Source organism: Streptomyces sp. 12E (assembly GCF_055633275.1).
In genome coordinates, this window is record NZ_JBVNCJ010000001.1 from 6065123 (window position 1) to 6082335 (window position 17213).

Genomic DNA, 17213 nt, shown 5'->3' on the forward strand with positions numbered 1-17213 from the left:
GGCCCCTGGTCCGATCGTCACGCCCGCGCCTCGCGGCGCGACGAGGTGCGTGCCGTCGTCGCCGCCTCCACCGGGGAGTGCTGGTTCACCGAATGGGGGGCCAACCGCGTCGGCCGCATCACCGACGGCGGCGGGATCACCGGGTACGGCCTGCCGTCACCGTCGTCCGAGCCGCACGGAATCACCCTGGGTCCCGACGGCGCTCCGTGGGTGGCCCTCGAGACGGGAGGGGTCGTGAGGGCGGAACCGCAGCCCCGGGACGCGAAGTCCGGCGCACCGCTGCCGCGGCTGCCGAAGGCGGTCACGGAGGAATCCCGGGAAGTCGGGGGAATCCCGGGAAGTACGGTTCGCCCGTCGGCACGCCCGGGCACGGGCCACCCGCCCGGCCCGGTCCCCGGTGGCGCCGGTGCTACCGGTACACCTCCCCGGGCTCCGCCTTCCCCGGCGCCAGCAGCTGGGGGACCGTCACGAACACGTAGCCCCGCTTCTTCAGCTCGGTGATGATGCCGGGGACGGCCGGCACCGTGCCGTCGTAGAGGTCGTGGAGCAGGATGATGCCGTCGCGTGAGGACTGGTCGAGGACGCGACGGGTGATGAGGGCGGAGTCGGTCGTCGTGTAGTCCTTCGCGGTCACGCTCCACAGGACCTCCGAGAGGCCCAGCTCCCGGCTGATCCGGTGCACGGTGTCGTCGGTGCGGCCCTGCGGCGGGCGCATCAGGGTGGGGCGGCGGCCGGTGAGGCGTTCTATCTCCTCGTCGGTGCGCTCGAGCTCCCGGCGTATCTCGTCCGGTTCCAGCTCCGTCAGGCGGCGGTGGGTCCAGGTGTGGTTGGCCACCTCGTGCCCCTCGTCGGCCATCCGCCGGACCAGCTCCGGGTACCGCTCGATGTGCCGCCTGCCCATCAGGAAGAAGGTCGCCGGGACCTGTTCCTCCTTCAGGATGTCCAGCAGCCGCGCGGAGTGCTCGCTGGGGCCCGCGTCGAAGGTGAGCGCGATGCACTTGACCTCGCGGCAGTCGACGGCGCCGAAGCGGGCCTGGACGTCGGCGCTGCGGACGGCGCTGGGAGCGGTCGTCTCCAGCCGGGTGCAGCCGCTCAGGACCAGCGCCAGCGCCAGCGCCGTGGCCGTGGTCGCCGCCGCCCGGAACGCGACCGCCGGTCTTTTCATCTTCTTGGTCGGAGAAGGCATGACCGGACTGTACATATTGTCTATACACGATATGTATAGTCCGTTTCGCGTGCCCTCGTGCCGGTGGGGCGGCGTGTGTGAGGGTCGTCACTCCCCGGACGGCCGTGACCTGAAGGGACGCCCAAAAAGCACCGGAACCGCACCGAACGGGGCAAGCTGTCATCAAGTGTTTGAGGCGACCGCGAACGCGGCACCCGCGTTCCGGTAGAAACCCACGCCTCCCAGGGACGGAGCACAGCCCCGATGCGCATCCTTCGTACCAGAGCCCCCTTCCGGGGGAGGGCGTTCGGATGACGTCGTACGCCGTCGTGATCCCCACCCTGCTGCGGGACACCCTCGCCGACTGCCTCGCCGCGCTGGCCGCCGCGCACGGACCGCGCCCCGACGAGATCGTCCTCGTGGACGACCGGCCCGATCCCGACCCCGCGCCCGACGCGCTGGCCCACGCCCTCGCCGTCCTCGGCGACCTGCGGGAACGCACCACCACCACCGCCACCGGCGGCCGGGGACCCGCCGCCGCGCGCAACACCGGACTGCGCGCCGTCACCGCGCCCTGGACCGTCTTCCTCGACGACGACGTCCAGGTGGGACCGCACTGGTGCGCCCAGCTCGTCCAGGACCTCGAGGAGGCGTCCCCCGACACCGCCGGGATCCAGGGCGTCATCACCGTGCCGCTGCCCCGCGGACGCCGCCCCACCGACTGGGAACGCGGCACCGCCGGACTCGCCCGGGCCCGCTGGATCACCGCCGACATGGCCTACCGCACCGAGGCCGTCCGGCAGACCGGCGGCTTCGACGAACGCTTCCCCCGCGCCTTCCGCGAGGACGCCGACCTCGCGCTGCGCCTCCTCGACGCCGGCTGGCGCATCCGCAGGGGCCGCCGCACCACACTGCACCCGGTGCGCTCCGCCTCCCGCTGGGCGTCGGTGGGGCAGCAGCGCGGCAACGCCGACGACGCGCTGATGCGGCGACTGCACGGCCCCGACTGGTGGGACAAGGCGGTCGCGCCGCGCGGCCGGATCCGCCGGCACGCCGCGATCACCACCGCCGGCGCCGCCGCCTGCGCCCTCGCCGTCGCCGGGCACCGCCGGGCGGCCACCGCCTGCGCGCTCGGCTGGGCCGCCGGGACCGCGGAGTTCGCCCGCGCCCGCATCGCGCCGGGACCGCGCACCCGCGACGAGGTGACCACCGTACTGGCCACCAGCGTCGTCATCCCGCCCGCCGCGACCTGGCACCGGCTGGCCGGGGCCTGGCGCCACCGCAACACCCCCGCCTGGCGGGAGGCGGACCGATGAGCCCGGTGCGGGCGGTGCTGTTCGACCGCGACGGCACACTGGTCCACGACGTCCCCTACAACGCCGACCCCCGCCTGGTGCGGCCCGTCGACGGCGCCCGCGAGGCGCTCGACGCGCTCCGCGCCCGCGGCATCCGCACCGGCGTCGTCACCAACCAGTCCGGCATCGCGCGCGGACTGCTCACCGAGGCCGACGTCCGCCGCGTCAACCGGCGCGTCGACGAACTCCTCGGCCCCTTCGACGTCTGGGCCGTGTGCCCGCACGGCCCCGACGACGGCTGTCCCTGCCGCAAACCCCGGCCGGGCATGATCCTGCGGGCGGCCGGCCGCATCCGGGTGCGCCCGGCCGACTGCGTCGTCGTCGGCGACATCGGCGCCGACGTGGAGGCCGCGCGACGCGCCGGAGCCCGCGCCGTCCTCGTCCCCACGCCTCAGACCCGCCCCGCGGAGACCGCCGCCGCGCCCCGGGTGGCCCCGGACCTCCCGGCCGCGGTGCGCCTGATCCTGACCACCCCGCCGTGGCACGAGCCCGCGTACGCGCCTGCGCCCGCCGGCCCGGCGGAGGAGGCGCCGCCGGAGGGCGCGGGTCCGGCCGCCACCGCCCCCGTGGACGCACCGCCACCGGACGGCGCACCGGGCGCCCCGGCCCCCGAAGCGCACGCCCGCCGGACCGGGCCCCCGACGGACGGGGGCCCGGCGGATCCGACGCCGGCCGCGGGCGGCGCCGACGGCGGGCCGGTGCGCAGCCGGGCACCGGACGTCCGCGCGGCCGGCGTGCGGCGCCCCGGTCACGGTCCGGGGCCGGACGTCCCGCCGGGCGAAGCGGGGCGCGTCCGGCGCCGGTCGCCGAGGTCCGGCACCGGGGCCGCCGGCGGGGCGGCCGCGGAAGGACGCCCCGCCGGCCCCGCTCCCGGCGCGGAGCGCCCGCCGTGCGGGAGGCCCGCGTGAAAGCCCTCGTCACCCGGCTCGACAGCTTCGGCGACGTGCTGCTCGCCGGGCCCGCCGTGCGGGCCGTCGCCGCCCGGGCCGACACCGTGACCCTGCTGTGCGGGCCGCACGGGGCGCCCGCCGCGCGGCTGTTGCCCGGGGTCGACGAGGTGCTCGTCTGGGACTCGCCGTGGACCGGGTTCCAGCCGCCCGAGGTCAGCCGGGAGGAGATCGACGCACTCGTCGACGCCGTCGACGCCGACACCGCGCTGATCCTCACCTCCTTCCACCAGTCCCCGCTGCCCACCGCCCTCCTCCTGCGCCTGGCCGGCGTCCGCTTCCTCGCCGCCGACAGCGAGGACCACCCCGGCTCCCTCCTCGACGTGCGCCACCACCGCGCCCCCCGCGCCCACGAGGCGGAGGCCGCGCTCGACCTCGCCGAGGCCGCCGGCTTCCCCCGGGTCGACGACGGACGGCTGCGGGTGCTCCCGCCGCCCGCGACCGGAGCGCTCACCGGCTTCGGGGAAGGGGAGTACGTCGTCGTCCACCCGGGCGCCAGCGTGCCCGCCCGCGCCTGGAGCCCCGACCGGTGCGCGCAGGCGGTGCGCGAACTCACCGCGGCCGGACGCCGGGTGGCCGTCACCGGCGGCGCGGGGGAGCGGGAGCTGACCGCGTACGTCGCCGGCGACCGGGCCGTCGACCTCGGCGGCCGCACCGGAGCCGCCGAACTCGCCGGCGTGCTCGCCGGGGCCGCCTGCGTGGTCACCGGCAACACCGGCCCCGCCCATCTCGCCGCCGCCGTCGGCACCCCGGTGGTGTCCCTGTTCGCGCCGGTCGTCCCCGCCGAGCGCTGGCGGCCGTACGGGGTGCCGCACGTGCTGCTCGGCGACCAGGACGCACCCTGCGCCGGGACGCGCGCCCGGAGCTGCCCCGTACCCGGGCACCCCTGCCTGGACACCGTGACCGCGCTCGACGTCCTCGCGGCGGTCGACAAGCTCGTGGAGGCGACATGAGGATCCTGCTGTGGCACGTGCACGGCTCGTGGACCACGGCCTTCGTGCGGGGCCCGCACACCTACGTCGTCCCCGTCACCCCGGACCGCGGACCCGACGGACTCGGCCGCGCCCGCACCTTCGACTGGCCCGACTCCGTCGTCGAGGTGCCCCCGGAGCGCCTTCGCGAGGAGGACATCGACGTCGTCGTCCTGCAACGACCGCACGAACTCGCCCTGGTCGACCGGTGGCTGGGACGCCGCCCGCCCCTGGTCTACCTGGAGCACAACGCCCCGCACGGGGACGTGCCCGACACCCGGCACCCCGCCGCGGACATCCCCGGCGTCACCCTCGTCCACGTCACCCACTTCAACCGTCTGATGTGGGACGACCGGGGCGTTCCCACCACCGTCGTCGAGCACGGCATCGTCGACCCCGGCCCGCTGTGGACCGGCGAACTCCCGCGCGCCGCCGTCGTCGTCAACGAACCGGTGCGGCGCGGTCGCACCACCGGCACCGACCTGCTGCCGGCCTTCGCCGACGCCGCGCCCCTCGATGTCTTCGGCATGCGGACCGAGGGCCTCGCCGGCCACCTCGGCCTGCCTCCCGACCGCTGCCGCTCGCACGAACTGACACAGGCGGAACTGCACGGGGCGCTGGCCCGCCGCCGCGTCTACGTCCACCCCGTGCGCTGGACCTCCCTCGGCCTGTCCCTGCTGGAGGCGATGCACCTCGGCATGCCCGTCGTCGCCCTCGCCACCACCGAGGTCACCGAGGCCGTACCGCCCGGCGCCGGTGTGGTGTCCAACCGCGTCGACGTACTGACCGACGCCGTACGGGACTTCGCCGCCGACCCGGCGCACGCCCGCCGCACCGGTGAGCGCGCCCGCGCGGCGGCGCTCGCCCGCTACGGGCTGTCCCGCTTCCTGGACGACTGGGAACGGCTGCTGAAGGAGGTGACCCGATGAGGGCCACCACGGTGTCCGGGCACACGGGCCCCCGCGCCGCACCCCCGCCCCGCGCCCGCCCCCGGCCGGTCCGCCGCGAGGGGCACGGCCGGGCCGTCCGGGCCGGGTGAGGAGCGGGTGCCCATGGACGCGGGGAGCGGGGCCGGGCCCGCACCGTCCGCACGACGGGACACCGCCGGCCCGCGGCCGCGGCTCCTGGTGCTGCGCGCCCTCGGGCTCGGCGATCTGCTCGCCGGGGTTCCCGCGCTGCGGGCGCTGCGGCGGGGGTTCCCCGGCCACGAAATCGTCCTGGCGGCGCCCGCCGGGCTCGCACCGCTCGCCGGGGCCACGGGAGCGGTCGACCGGGTGCTGCCCGCCTCCGCCCCCGGACGGGCCGTGCCCCGCGCCCTGGACTGGACAGGAGCGCCCCCGGACGTCGCCGTGGACCTGCACGGCAACGGGCCGCCCAGCCACCGCCTGCTGCAGGACCTGCGCCCTGTGCGGCTGCTCGCGTTCGCGCATCCCGGCGCCCCGGAGGTCGAGGGCCCGCCCTGGTACGCGGACGAACACGAACGGGACCGCTGGTGCCGGCTGCTCCGCTGGTACGGCGTCGACGCCGACCCCGCCGATCTGCTGCTGCCCCGCCCGCCCACCGCGTCCCCCGCCCCCGGCGCGGTCGTCCTGCACCCCGGCGCGGGAGCGCCCGCGCGCCGCTGGCCCGTGGAGCGGTACGCGACCGTCGCGGGGGTCCTGCGCGAGCGCGGGCTGCGGGTGGTGGTCACCGGGGGAGCGGACGAGGAGGACCTGGTGGCGCGGCTCGCCGAGGAGGCCCGGCTGCCCGGCACCGACGTCCTCGCCGGAGGCCTGCCCCTCGACCGGCTCCGCGCCCTCGTCGCCGGCGCCCGCGCCGTCGTCAGCGGCGACACCGGCATCGCCCACCTGGCGGTCGCCCACGCCACCGCGACGGTCACCCTCTTCGGCCCGGTCCCGCCCGCCCGGTGGGGCCCGCCCGCACACCCCCGCCACCTCGCCCTCTGGCACGGCCCGGAGGGCGACCCCCACGGCCGCCGCCCCGACCCGGCCCTGCTGCGCATCACCCCCGACGAGGTCCTGCGCGCCTTCGACCGGCTCCCGGAGAGGGAGATCCCGCCGTGACCGCCCCGCCCACGGGCCGCCGTCACCGGCCCGGACGCGCGCTGCCGGGGCCCGCCCCGGCGGCCACGGGGCGGCCGGCGCAAAGGAGGACGCACCATGACCGATCACCCGCGCCTCGGCGTCGTCATCGCCACCCGCGACCGCCGCGACCGGCTCGCCGTCACCCTCCGGCAGCTGCTCCGGCTGCCCGAGCGGCCCGAGATCCTCGTCGCCGACAACGCCTCCACCGACGGCACCCGCGCCATGGTCGCCCGGGACTTCCCCGGGGTGCGGACACTGGCACTGCCCGTCAACCACGGCGCCCTCGCCCGCAACCACGGGGTCCGCGCCCTCGACACCCCGTACGTGGCGTTCAGCGACGACGACTCCTGGTGGGCGCCGGGGGCCCTCGGCCGGGCGGCCGAGCTGTTCGACGCCCATCCCCGGCTCGGTCTGATCGCCGCCCGCACCCTCGTCGGCCCCGGCGCGGCCCCCGACCCGCTCAACGACGTCCTGGCCGGCTCCCCCCTCGGCCCGGCCACCGATCTCCCCGGCACCCAGGTGCTCGGCTTCCTCGCCTGCGGCGCCGTCGTCCGCCGCGACGCCCACCTCGACGCGGGCGGCTTCCACCGGCTGCTGTTCTTCGGCGGCGAGGAGACCCTGCTCGCCTACGACCTGGCGGCGCGCGGCTGGGGCGTCACCCACTGCCCCGACGTCGTCGCCCACCACCACCCGGCCCCCGCGGCCCGCCCCGGCCGCCCGGCGCTCCAGCGCCGCAACGCGGTCCTGACCGCCTGGCTGCGCCGCCCCGTCCCGTACGCCCTCGCCCGCACCGGGGCCCTCGCGGCCGAGGCGCGCGACGACGACCAGGCCCGGCGCGCCCTGCGGGAGGCCCTCGCCCGCCTGCCGGCGGCGCTGCGCGAGCGCAGGCCGCTGCCCCCGTACGTGGAACGGGCCGCCCGCCTGCTGGAACCGGAAAGGACGACCGTATGACCGACCCCCGTACGACCGTCGTCGTCATCACCCACAACCGGCGCCCCGAACTGCTGCGCACTCTCGGCGAACTCGCCGGGCTCCCCGAGGGGCCCCCGGTGGTCGTCACCGACAACGGCTCCACCGACGGCACCGCGGAAGCCGTCGCCCGCCGCCACCCGGACGTCCGCCTGCTGCGCCCCGGCCGCAACCTCGGCGCCGTCGGCCGCAACCTCGCCGTACGGGACGTCCGCACGCCGTACGTCGCCTTCTGCGACGACGACTCCTGGTGGTCGCCCGGCTCCCTGGCCGGCGCCGCCGACCTGCTCGACCGGCACCCCGCGCTCGGCTCGGTCACGGCGCGGATCATCGTCGAGCCGGACGGCACCGACGACCCGATCGTCCGCGAGCTGCGCGACTCGCCCGTCCCCGGCCCGCCCTGGCTGCCCGGCCCGGCCCTCGGCTCCTTCCTGGCCGCCGCGACCGTCCTGCGCACCGACGCCTTCCGCACCGCCGGCGGCTTCAGCCCGCGTCTGTGGCTCGGCGGCGAGGAGGAGCTGCTCGCAGCCGACCTGGCGGCCGACGGCTGGTGGCTCACCTACGCCGACCACCTGACGGTCCACCACCAGGCGTCGGCCGCGCGGGACGCCACCCTGCGCCGGACGCACGGCATCCGCAACACCCTGTGGTTCACCTGGCTGCGCCGCCCGGTCCGCCCCGCCCTGCGCCGCACCCTGGACCTGGCCCGCACCGTCCCCCGCGACACCGCCTCCCTGCGCGCCTTCGCCGAGGCCGCCGCGGCCCTGCCCTGGGTACTGCGCGAACGCCGGGTCCTGCCCCGCGAGGTCGAGTCCCGCCTGCGCCTCCTGGACCCCGCCCAGCGCACCTCCACGGCCCGCCGCTACATCGGCTGAACCCCGGCGCGCGTGGGCCCGGTCCGTGCTTCCCGGGCCTTCGCCCTCCCGCGGCTCCTCGTCGGCGGCCGTGCCGGCGTCCCGGCCGAAGCCCCCGGCGTCCTCGGTGTTCTCGGTGTTCTCGGCGTCCTCGCGGAGCCGGGCCCGGCGGGTGCCGTGCTTCTCGCCTCCGGACCTCCCGCCTCCGGGTTCGGGCACGACGCCCACCTTGCCGCGCCGGTTCCCCGCCGCCCGCGAGGGGGACGCTCAGCCGCCGCACCACCGGCACAGCAGCCGGAACGCCGCGAAGAGCGTGAGCGGCCACACCGCCGCGAAGGCCCAGATCGCCCACGGGGCCGAGGTGACGACGCCGGTCACCATCAGCGCGACGGACACCGCGAGCAGGACCGCCACGGTCCGGCCGTGCGGCCGCCGGAAGGCGGTCCGCGCCGGCGGACGCGTCAGGCCGGGACCCCGGCGGAGCCGGAAGGTGCGCAGCCGCCGGTCCAGGCGGCGGTCGCGGCGGAGCGCCCGTTCGATCTCGTCGAGGACGTGCTGCTCGTGCTCGGGAAGCCGACCGATGGACACCGTTCCTCCTCCGGCGACCGCTGGGGCAGAGGCGCCCGGGTGCCCGCCGCGCGCCCCGCCTAACCGGCGCCGGCGCGCGGCGCCAGCACCTCCACCAGCCGATCCGCCCCGTCCGGCACCCGCCCCTCGCGGAACGCGTCGCGCACCTGCCGGGCGGCCACCCGGCCCGAGGTCAGACACCAGTCCCACCACCGCTCCAGCCGGCGCGCGTCCAGCCGCTCGGCGGCCAGCAGCGCGGGCCAGCCGCAGGCGCGGGCCTGCGCGGTCACCTTGGCGCCGCCGGCCACCGGGTCGACCGCCAGCACCGGCGTGCCCGCCCGCAGCGCCAGCACCAGCCCGTGCAGCCGGTCGGTGACGACGAGGTCGAGCCGGGCCAGCACCGACTGCACCTGCGCCGGCGTCGCGCTCAGATGCCAGTCCCGGGTGTCCAGCCGGGTCTCCAGCTCCAGCCGGGCACAGTCCTTCCCGGCCAGCCAGCGCGTCACCAGCTCCGCGACCCGCTCGTGCCGCCGCCGCCCCCCGTACTCCCGCTGCCCCTGGGTGAGGATCACCCCGACCACGGGCCGCGCGGGCACCGCCGGGGCGCGGGCCGCCAGGTCCTCGGACGGCTCGCCGCCGGGGGCGTCCCGCGCGAGGACGCGGTGGAAACCGGTCACGGCCGCTCCGTCCGGGTCGATCACCGACGTCCCCACGGCGATCCGCACACAGTGCGCGAAGCGCCGGTGCAACTCCTCGACCTGCGGCCCGTGCAGCGGCCCGCACACGAACACCAGGTGCGAGTAGTCGCCGGGGCGCACGTCGTCGAAGTGCAGCGCCTCCGGCCGGAAACCGGGGCTCCACACGACGTCGTACGCCATCCCGGCGCCCCGCAGCACCTCCTCCACGCGGCGCAGCGCCAGCACGTCCCCGGCGGTCGCCTCCCCGTCGCGGAAGCTGAACCACCCGGTCAGCAGGACCCTGCGCGGTCCCGGTCGCCCTCGTGCGTCCACAGCGCGCACCGAGTGCCCGCTCCGGCGGGGCGCAATCGGCACCGCGCACCGGTGGCCGTCGAGGACGGCACCTGTCCGCGCCGGCCGCTAGCGTGCGGGCATGACGACGACGAAGCAGGTGCTCGGCGCACGGGCGCTGAACCGGGCCACCCTCGCACGGCAGTTGCTGCTGGAGCGCTCGCCGATGTCCGCCGGGGCCGCGGTCGGGCACCTGGTCGGACTCCAGGCGCAGAACGTCAAGCCGCCCTACTACGCGCTCGCCGCCCGCCTCGACGGCTTCACCCCCGAGGCGCTGTCCCGGCCGATGGCCGACCGGGCGGTCGCCCGCCTCGTCACCCTGCGCTCGACCATCCACACCCACACCGCCCGCGACTGCCTCACCCTGCGGCCGCTGGTGCAGCCCGCCCGCGAGCGCGAGCTGCACCAGTTCCGCAGCGGACTCGCGGGCGTCGACCTGGACCGGCTCGCCGTCCTCGCCCGGGAACTCGTCGAGGCCGAACCGCGCACCATGAAGCAGCTGCGCGAGGCCCTGCTGAAGGAGTGGCCCGACGCCGACCCGCAGTCCCTCTCCGTCGCCGCCCGCTGCAGGCTCCCCCTCGTGCAGATCACCCCGCGCGGGCTGTGGGGCCGCAGCGGCCAGGTCACGCTCACCACGGCCGAGCACTGGCTGGGCGGGCCCGCCGGGCCCGCGCCGGCGCCCGACGGCACCGTGCTGCGCTACCTCGCCGCCTTCGGACCGGCCTCCGTGAAGGACATGCAGACCTGGGCCGGCCTGACCCGGCTGCGCGAGGCCTTCGAACGCCTCCGCCCGGACCTCGTCACCTTCCGCGACGAAGCCGGCGTCGAGCTCTTCGACCTCCCGGACGCGCCCCGCCCCGGCCCGGACACCCCGGCCCCGCCGCGGTTCCTGCCCGAGTTCGACAACCTGCTCCTCTCCCACGCCGACCGCACCCGCGTCGTACCGCCCGAGCACCGGGGCCGCCACTGGCGGGGCAACACCGCCTACCGCACCCTCCTCGTCGACGGGTTCCTGGCGGGGCTGTGGCGGCTGGACGAACACGTCCTCGTCGTCGAGCCGTTCGGCCGGCTCGACGGGCGACAGCGGGCGGAGGTCGTCGCCGAGGGGGAGCGGATGCTCCGCGTGATGCACCCGGGGACGGCGCACGACATCCGCTTCGGGACCGTGCGGGAGTGAACGCGGGCATGGAGAGGGGGCGTTGCGGGCTGCTCGTGGAAGCCCGCAACGCCCCCTGGTCTGTCACCCGAGGGGTACTCAGGAGTCCATCGGGGTGTCCGTCACCCGTTGACCTGTGCCGTCACGTCCGCGGAGAACGTGGTCAGCCGGGTGTAGACGCCCGGGTAGCCGGCCGCCGCGCAGCCGTCGCCCCAGGAGGTGATCCCCGCCAGCCGGCCGCCGATCAGCAGCGGCCCGCCGCTGTCGCCCTGACAGGTGTCCACACCGCCGGAGGAGTAGCCGGCGCACACCATGTCGCCCTGCACGTACCGGCTGCCGTAGGAGCCGCGGCAGCTGGTGTCGGAGACGGTCGGCACGGTCGCGGTGCGCAGCTGGTTGGAGGAGCTGCCGTTGGAGGAGGTGGTGCCCCAGCCGATGATGCGGGCGGTCGTGCCGGCCGCGTACACCGAGGTGTCGGAGGAGGAGACGTAAGGCGCCGTGGTGTACGGCATCGACGTCGACAGGGTCAGCACGGCCACGTCGTCGCCCCGGGTGACGCTTCTGTAGCTGGGGTGGATCCATATCCGGCTGACTCTGGCGACCGTGCCGTCGGTGCCGTTGCGGTAGGTGCGCCCGCCGACCACGCGCACGCTGCTCGTGGTCTCGCCGACCATGCAGTGCGCGGCCGTGACCACCTTGGTGGGCGAGACGAGGGTGCCGCCGCAGAACTGGTCCTGCGAGGCGTCGGTGATCTGCATCATGAACGGGTACGCGGACGTCGTGGTCGTCGTACCGCCGACGATCGGCTGCGGGGCGGCGACGGCGGAGGGGGCGGCGATCAGCGCCGCCGCGGCCGCGGCGGTCGCCGCGGCGGCGGCGGCGGCCTTCTTGGCACGGGTGAGCCCGGACATGGGTCTCCTCACGGGTTGCCGGTGGGGATCGCGCGGGGTGGGGGTGAGCACGAGGGCCTCGGGACCGGCCCCCGTGTGCCCGGCGAGCGGCACGCCGTCACGCTACGACCCTGAGCGCGGCCGTCCCAATGAGGGAACCCCCTAGGGGACTTGGGGCAGGGAAAACCCTCGGTCGCCCCGATGGCGCCCCGCGGGGCTACGGGGTGCGACGGCCCGCCGCCAGGCGGACGATGTCGACCCGGGAGCGGATGCCCAGCTTGCGGTAGACCCGGGTGAGGGTCGCCTCGACGGTCTTCACGCTGATGAACAGCCGGCCGGCGATCTCCCGGTTGGTGGCGCCCTCCATCACCAGTGCGGCGACCTGGCGTTCCATCGCGGCCAGCCCGTCCAGGGCGCTCGGCGCGGCGGCGGGCACGGTCTCCGGCTCCGTGGGACCGGCGGCCACGGCCCGCTCCACCTGGCGCAGCCACGGCAGCGCGCGGCAGCGCCGGAACAGCCGGGCGGCCTCGTCGTACGCCCCCGGCGCCGGCCCGCGCAGCCGGGCCAGCGCGAAGGCGGCCCGCGCCTCCTCCAGGCCGTACCCCAGCTTGGCGAGCCGCTCCTGCGCCGACGCCAACCGTGCGTGCGCCGCCTGGTGTTCACCGCGCGCCGCGCGCACCAGCGCCTCGGCGCGGTCCAGCACCGCGAGGACGCTCGCGCGGTTCAGTCGCAGCGCGTGCACCCGTGTGACGTCGATGAGCTCCTGCGCCTCGCCGGGCTCGCCGATCCGCACCAGCGCCTCGGCGAGGTCGCCCTGCCAGCGGCCCCGCGCCGGGTCGCTGACGCCCATGCCGTGCTCCAGCTCCCGCACCCGGCGCAGCGAACGGACCGCGGCCTGCGCGTCCCCCGCCACCAACTGGGCGTAACCGAGGGCGGCCAGGGCGAGGGAGAGGTACAACTGGTCGCCGTCCACCTCGGCGTGGTCCGCCGCCTCGCGGGCCAGCGTCAGCGCCCGGTCCACGTCCCCGCCCGATGCCTCCGCGAGCGAGGCGAGCATGGCCGAGGCGCTCTCGCCGATCCCGGAGTCCCGCGCCAGCCGCAGGCTCTCGCGGGCCAGGTCCAGGGCCCGGCCGCAGTGCCCGAAGCGCAGTTCGGTGTCGGCGAGCAGCCGCGAGAAGTGCACCTCGCTCTCCACCATGCCGCGCCGCCGCGCCTCCCGCAGCAGCGCGGTGATGGCCGTACGGGCCTCGGGCAGCTGGTCGCTCATCAGCAGCCAGCGGAACCTCGCCATGGCGGCGCCGTTGTGGTGGCAGGCCACATCGGGATCCTGGGGCTCCTGGAGCGCCCGCCGGATGGTGGCGGGGGCGTCGGGGTGGCCCATCAGGGTCTCGGTGGACGACTGGAAGGCGAGCGCCATCAGCTCGGTGCGCCGGTCGCCGCCCCGCGCGGCCAGCTCCGCGGCGTGCGCGGCCTCCTGACGGGACGTGGCGAAGTCGCCGTCCACCACCACCTCCCGCCAGGCCAGCTGGTAGTGGACCAGTGCCAGCAGCCGGGGGTCGTCACCGGCGTCGGCCAGCACCTGCGGGAACACGGCGTCGACCTCGCCGAGCGCCTGCCCGGCCGCCTCGATGACCACCATCCACGCCCGCACCCGCTCCGCCGGCACCGTCGCCCGGGTCAGCACCTCGCGCGCTATGTCCCGGGCCAGGTCGGCCTCGCCGGCCGTGATCGCGTCCTCGGCGGCCTGGAGCCGCCGCTCGTCGGGGCCCGGCTCGCCGTCGGCCGGGGTGTGCCGGGCGGCGAGCAGCCCGAGCGAGGCGGCGACCGAGGGCGCCCCGCGGTCCCGGGCCAGCGCGGCGGCCTCGGCGAGCCGGGCCGCCACCTGCGGATCGGGGCCGGTGGCGGCCAGCGCCAGGTGCCGGGCCCGCTCGATGGGGTCGGAGGCCGCCGTGGACAGCGCCGTGTGCACCGCCCGCCGTTCCCCCGCCGGGGCCTCCGCGTACAGGGCGGCCGAGATCAGCGGATGCGCGAACCGCAGCGCCGGCTCCTCCGGGTCCGTCGCCAGCAGCCCCAGCGCGGCGGCCTGCGCCGTTTCCGCCTCGGCGTTCTCCCGGCCGGCCGCGTGCAGCAGCGCCAGGGTGGGACGGGCGCCCGCGCTGGCCACCAGCAGGGTGCGGCGCGCCTCGTCCGACAGCATCTCCAGACGGCTCAGCACCAGGGCCCGCAGCGAGGTCGGCACCGGCAGCGGCTCGCCCGGTCTGGGCCGGGCGGGGCTCTCGGCGAGGGCGCGGCCCAGTTCGAGGGCGAACAGCGGGTTGCCGCCGCTGGTGCGGTGGATGTCACGGGTCGTGGAGCGGGACAGACCGGTGTAGCCGCGGTGGTCGAGCAGCGCGGACACCTGGGTCCGGGAGAACGGGCCCAGCCGCACGGCGAGCGTGTCCGGCGGGCAGGCGCGCAGATGACGGTCGTACTCCTCGCCGTCCGTGCGCACCGCGCACAGCACCCGCACGGGGCTGTCGCCGAGCCGCCGGGCGGCGAAGCCGAGGAGTTCGGCGCTGGCGGAATCCAGCCACTGGAGGTCGTCGGCGACGACGAGGACCGGCCCCTCGGCGGCCAGCGCCCGCAGCGTCGACAGCACCGCGAGGCGCAGCGCCAGGCCGTCCCGCTGGAGGCTGGACTCGCCGCGCCCGGTGAGCGCCGACTCCAGGGCGGTGCGCTGGGCGGCGGGCAGCCGGGCGGAGACCCTGTCGAGGACCAGACCGAACAGATCGGCCAGCGCCAGGAACGGAAGATGGGATTCGGACTCCGTGGCCGAGCAGCGCAACACCGTCCCCGTCGCACCGGCGTTTTCCGCCGCAAGTGCCCGCAGCACGGTCGACTTTCCTATTCCCGCGGGGCCGTGCAGCAGCACGCTGCCCCCACGGGCCAGCTGCTCCCGGGCCTCGGAGTACAGCTCCTCCCGGCCTATGACCAGGTCGGGGCGGCACCTGGCAGACTCCTTGAAGTCCCGTCGCACGGTCACCGCTCCCTCCGTGTGGCGTGTCCTGGCCAATATTAGGCAACAGGCTCCTTAATTCCGGACGGACCGGGTAGTGAGGCAAATTACAGCGGTCCGGGCCGCGGTGAAATCCAAAGTCGTACCGCTGGTAATACCCGTCCTGGGAAAACACCGCAAACCCATGGCAACCACCCGTCCGGCGGGCCGCGACCACGGCCCGTCCCCGGGTCCGCACCCCGGCTCCCGCATCGCCGGCCGCGGGTACGCTTCGACGGTTCCGGCCGTCACCCCGGCCTCCCTCCGCGGCCCCCGTGCGGACGCACACCCCCGTCCGGGGGGTGGTGAGACCCGCATCACGGATTACACGATGGCGGGGAGCCGCCCGGCAATGGTCCGGCACGAGGAGGAGACATGACGACGGCGACGGAGGAGTTCCGCAGGGCCCGGGACTTCCTGCTGGAACACCGCGAGGACTACGCCACCGCCCACCGGGACTTCGTCTGGCCCCGGCCCGAGCGGTTCAACTGGGCCCTCGACTGGTTCGACGTGATCGCGGACGGCAACGACCGCACCGCGCTGCACCTCGTCGAGGAGGACGGGGGCGAGACCCGGCTGTCCTTCGCGGCCCTCGCCCGCCGCTCCGACCAGGTGGCCAACTGGTTCCGGCAGCGGGGCGTGGCCGCCGAGGACCGGATGCTGGTGATGCTCGGCAACCAGGCCGAGCTGTGGGAGACCGCCCTGGCCGCGATGAAGCTGCGCGCCGTGGTCGTCCCGGCCACCCCGCTGCTCGGCCCCGCCGACCTGCGCGACCGCGTCGAGCGGGGCCGCGTCCGCCACGTGATCGCGCGCGCCGCCGACACCGCGAAGTTCGACGAGGTGCCCGGCGACTACACCCGGACCGCGGTGGGGGCGGGGGCCGCCGACGACTGGCTCCCCTACGAGGACACCCACGGCGCCGCCGAGCACTTCGCGCCCGACGGGCCCACCCTCCCCGACGACCCGCTGATGCTGTACTTCACCTCCGGCACCACCGCCCGCCCCAAGCTGGTCGAGCACACCCACACCTCGTACCCGATCGGGCATCTGGCGACCATGTACTGGATCGGCCTGAAACCCGGCGACGTGCACCTCAACATCTCCTCGCCCGGCTGGGCCAAGCACGCCTGGTCCAACCTGTTCGCCCCGTGGAACGCCGAGGCGACCGTCTTCCTGCACAACTACACCCGCTTCGACGCGTCCCGCCTGATGGCCGAGATGGACAAGGCCGGCGTCACCACGTTCTGCGCCCCGCCCACCGTGTGGCGCATGCTCATCCAGGCCGACCTGGCACAGCTGCGCACCCCGCCGCGCGAGGTCGTCGCCGCCGGCGAGCCCCTCAACCCCGAGGTCGTCGAGCAGGTCCGGCGCGCCTGGGGCGTCACCGTCCGGGACGGCTTCGGCCAGACCGAGACCGCCGTCCAGATCTCCAACAGCCCCGGCCAGGTCCTCAAGGCCGGTTCCATGGGCCGTCCCGGTCCCGGCTACCGCGTCGAGCTCCTCGACCCGGTCTCCGGCGCCCCCGGCGCCGCCGAGGGCGAGATCGCGCTCGACCTCTCCGACCGCCCGGTGGGCCTGATGACCGGCTACCACGGCGACCCGGACCGCACGGCCGAGGCGATGGCCGGCGGCTACTACCGGACGGGCGACATCGGCTCCCGCGACGAGGACGGGTACATCACCTACGTCGGGCGCGCGGACGACGTCTTCAAGGCGAGCGACTACAAGATCAGCCCCTTCGAGCTGGAGAGCGCCCTGCTGGAGCACGAGGCGGTCGCCGAGGCGGCCGTCGTGCCCGCCCCGGACGAGCTGCGGCTGGCCGTCCCCAAGGCGTACATCGTGCTCGCGGAGGGCTGGCGGCCCGGCCCGGACACCGCGAAGGTGCTCTTCGAGCACTCCCGGGAGGCGCTCGCCCCCTACAAGCGCGTCCGCCGCCTGGAGTTCGGCGAGCTGCCCAAGACCGTCTCCGGCAAGATCCGCCGCATCGAGCTGCGCGAGGCCACGGCCGCGGGCTCCACCGACGAGTACCGCGAGGAGGACTTCCGGTGACCGGGCCCTCCCGGGCGCCCGGGACCGGCGGGACCCCGCTGCTCGGCGGCGCCCTCGGCGCCGGCCCCGGCCGGGCGGTCGCCGCGTGGCCCGACCGCGAGGCCCTCGGCGACGGGCGCCGCGGGAGGCCGGCGACGTGCTCGC

Annotated in this window: 13 protein-coding genes and 2 pseudogenes; 10 read left to right on the top strand and 5 right to left on the bottom strand. The window is 76.4% G+C overall.

All coding sequences use genetic code 11. The features are described 5' to 3' along the window. Nucleotides 1-51: 51 nt before the first annotated feature. A pseudogene (locus ACZ8ZB_RS27805) lies at nt 52-249 on the top strand (virginiamycin B lyase family protein); the annotation flags it as partial. 160 nt (nt 250-409) lie between these two features. On the opposite strand, the gene ACZ8ZB_RS27810 reads toward ACZ8ZB_RS27805, so the two are convergent. Further along, a complete protein-coding gene (locus ACZ8ZB_RS27810; RefSeq protein ID WP_470741595.1) occupies nt 410-1165 on the bottom strand; it encodes a polysaccharide deacetylase family protein in 756 nt (251 codons plus the stop codon). Nucleotides 1166-1476: 311 nt separating this feature from the next. On the opposite strand from ACZ8ZB_RS27810, the gene ACZ8ZB_RS27815 reads away from it, so the two are divergent. The 7 genes and pseudogenes from ACZ8ZB_RS27815 (at nt 1477) to ACZ8ZB_RS27845 (ending at nt 8366) form a co-directional block, all read left to right on the top strand. Further along, a complete protein-coding gene (locus tag ACZ8ZB_RS27815) occupies nt 1477-2481 on the top strand; it encodes a glycosyltransferase family 2 protein (protein WP_470740362.1) in 1005 nt (334 codons plus the stop codon). Continuing rightward, nucleotides 2478-2999 (top strand): annotated as a pseudogene (locus tag ACZ8ZB_RS27820) (D-glycero-alpha-D-manno-heptose-1,7-bisphosphate 7-phosphatase); the annotation flags it as partial. The gene ACZ8ZB_RS27815 and the pseudogene ACZ8ZB_RS27820, both read left to right, overlap by 4 nt. 425 nt (nt 3000-3424) lie before the next feature. Beyond that, nucleotides 3425-4420, top strand: coding sequence for a glycosyltransferase family 9 protein (locus ACZ8ZB_RS27825; protein WP_470740363.1), 996 nt, complete (start codon nt 3425-3427; stop codon nt 4418-4420). Further along, complete coding sequence (locus ACZ8ZB_RS27830; RefSeq protein WP_470740364.1) at nt 4417-5367, top strand: glycosyltransferase; 951 nt, start codon at nt 4417-4419, stop codon at nt 5365-5367. Before ACZ8ZB_RS27825 ends, ACZ8ZB_RS27830 begins: the two co-directional genes overlap by 4 nt. Before the next feature lie 123 nt (nt 5368-5490). Further along, the gene (locus tag ACZ8ZB_RS27835) at nt 5491-6501 is read left to right on the top strand and encodes a glycosyltransferase family 9 protein (RefSeq protein WP_470740365.1); all 1011 of its coding nucleotides are present in this window, start codon (nt 5491-5493) and stop codon (nt 6499-6501) included. A gap of 96 nt (nt 6502-6597) precedes the next feature. Further along, the gene (locus ACZ8ZB_RS27840) at nt 6598-7473 is read left to right on the top strand and encodes a glycosyltransferase family 2 protein (RefSeq protein ID WP_470740366.1); all 876 of its coding nucleotides are present in this window, start codon (nt 6598-6600) and stop codon (nt 7471-7473) included. Next, nucleotides 7470-8366 (top strand): glycosyltransferase family 2 protein, encoded by an 897-nt coding sequence (locus ACZ8ZB_RS27845; protein ID WP_470740367.1) that lies wholly within the window; start codon nt 7470-7472, stop codon nt 8364-8366. The genes ACZ8ZB_RS27840 and ACZ8ZB_RS27845 overlap by 4 nt, the downstream gene beginning before the upstream one ends. 246 nt (nt 8367-8612) lie before the next feature. On the opposite strand, the gene ACZ8ZB_RS27850 is transcribed toward ACZ8ZB_RS27845, so the two are convergent. Together ACZ8ZB_RS27850 and ACZ8ZB_RS27855 are read right to left on the bottom strand one after the other, a co-directional pair. Then, on the bottom strand, nt 8613-8933 hold the full coding sequence (locus tag ACZ8ZB_RS27850) for a DUF3040 domain-containing protein (RefSeq protein WP_470740368.1): 321 nt from the start codon (nt 8931-8933) through the stop codon (nt 8613-8615). 59 nt (nt 8934-8992) lie between these two features. Further along, a complete protein-coding gene (locus ACZ8ZB_RS27855; protein WP_470741596.1) occupies nt 8993-9922 on the bottom strand; it encodes a polysaccharide pyruvyl transferase family protein in 930 nt (309 codons plus the stop codon). A 100-nt stretch (nt 9923-10022) separates the two neighbouring features. Here ACZ8ZB_RS27855 and ACZ8ZB_RS27860 point away from each other — a divergent pair, with 100 nt between their 5' ends. Then, nucleotides 10023-11117, top strand: a complete 1095-nt coding sequence (locus ACZ8ZB_RS27860; protein ID WP_470740369.1) for a winged helix DNA-binding domain-containing protein — start codon at nt 10023-10025, stop codon at nt 11115-11117. A gap of 101 nt (nt 11118-11218) precedes the next feature. Here ACZ8ZB_RS27860 and ACZ8ZB_RS27865 read toward each other — a convergent pair whose 3' ends face one another. Both ACZ8ZB_RS27865 and ACZ8ZB_RS27870 read right to left on the bottom strand, forming a co-directional pair. Then, nucleotides 11219-12007: a S1 family peptidase gene (locus ACZ8ZB_RS27865; RefSeq protein WP_470740370.1), complete on the bottom strand. Its 789-nt coding sequence runs from the start codon at nt 12005-12007 to the stop codon at nt 11219-11221. 196 nt (nt 12008-12203) lie between these two features. Next, nucleotides 12204-15008 carry a helix-turn-helix transcriptional regulator gene (locus tag ACZ8ZB_RS27870; protein WP_470740371.1) on the bottom strand — a complete coding sequence of 935 codons (2805 nt, stop codon included), beginning with the start codon at nt 15006-15008 and terminating at the stop codon, nt 12204-12206. A 387-nt stretch (nt 15009-15395) separates the two neighbouring features. Between ACZ8ZB_RS27870 and ACZ8ZB_RS27875 the strand changes: the two genes are divergently transcribed. After that, nucleotides 15396-17069, top strand: coding sequence for an AMP-binding protein (locus ACZ8ZB_RS27875; RefSeq protein ID WP_470740372.1), 1674 nt, complete (start codon nt 15396-15398; stop codon nt 17067-17069). Nucleotides 17070-17213 lie beyond the last annotated feature (144 nt).

Excerpts from the sequence above, each read along its gene's own strand:
- ACZ8ZB_RS27810 (WP_470741595.1), bottom strand. The coding sequence starts at position 1,165 with ATGAAAAGACCGGCGGTCGCGTTCCGGGCGGCGGCGACCACGGCCACG.
- ACZ8ZB_RS27815 (WP_470740362.1), top strand. The coding sequence starts at position 1,477 with ATGACGTCGTACGCCGTCGTGATCCCCACCCTGCTGCGGGACACCCTC.
- ACZ8ZB_RS27830 (WP_470740364.1), top strand. The coding sequence starts at position 4,417 with ATGAGGATCCTGCTGTGGCACGTGCACGGCTCGTGGACCACGGCCTTC.
- ACZ8ZB_RS27835 (WP_470740365.1), top strand. The coding sequence starts at position 5,491 with ATGGACGCGGGGAGCGGGGCCGGGCCCGCACCGTCCGCACGACGGGAC.
- ACZ8ZB_RS27840 (WP_470740366.1), top strand. The coding sequence starts at position 6,598 with ATGACCGATCACCCGCGCCTCGGCGTCGTCATCGCCACCCGCGACCGC.
- ACZ8ZB_RS27845 (WP_470740367.1), top strand. The coding sequence starts at position 7,470 with ATGACCGACCCCCGTACGACCGTCGTCGTCATCACCCACAACCGGCGC.
- ACZ8ZB_RS27860 (WP_470740369.1), top strand. The coding sequence starts at position 10,023 with ATGACGACGACGAAGCAGGTGCTCGGCGCACGGGCGCTGAACCGGGCC.
- ACZ8ZB_RS27865 (WP_470740370.1), bottom strand. The coding sequence starts at position 12,007 with ATGTCCGGGCTCACCCGTGCCAAGAAGGCCGCCGCCGCCGCCGCGGCG.
- ACZ8ZB_RS27875 (WP_470740372.1), top strand. The coding sequence starts at position 15,396 with ATGACGACGGCGACGGAGGAGTTCCGCAGGGCCCGGGACTTCCTGCTG.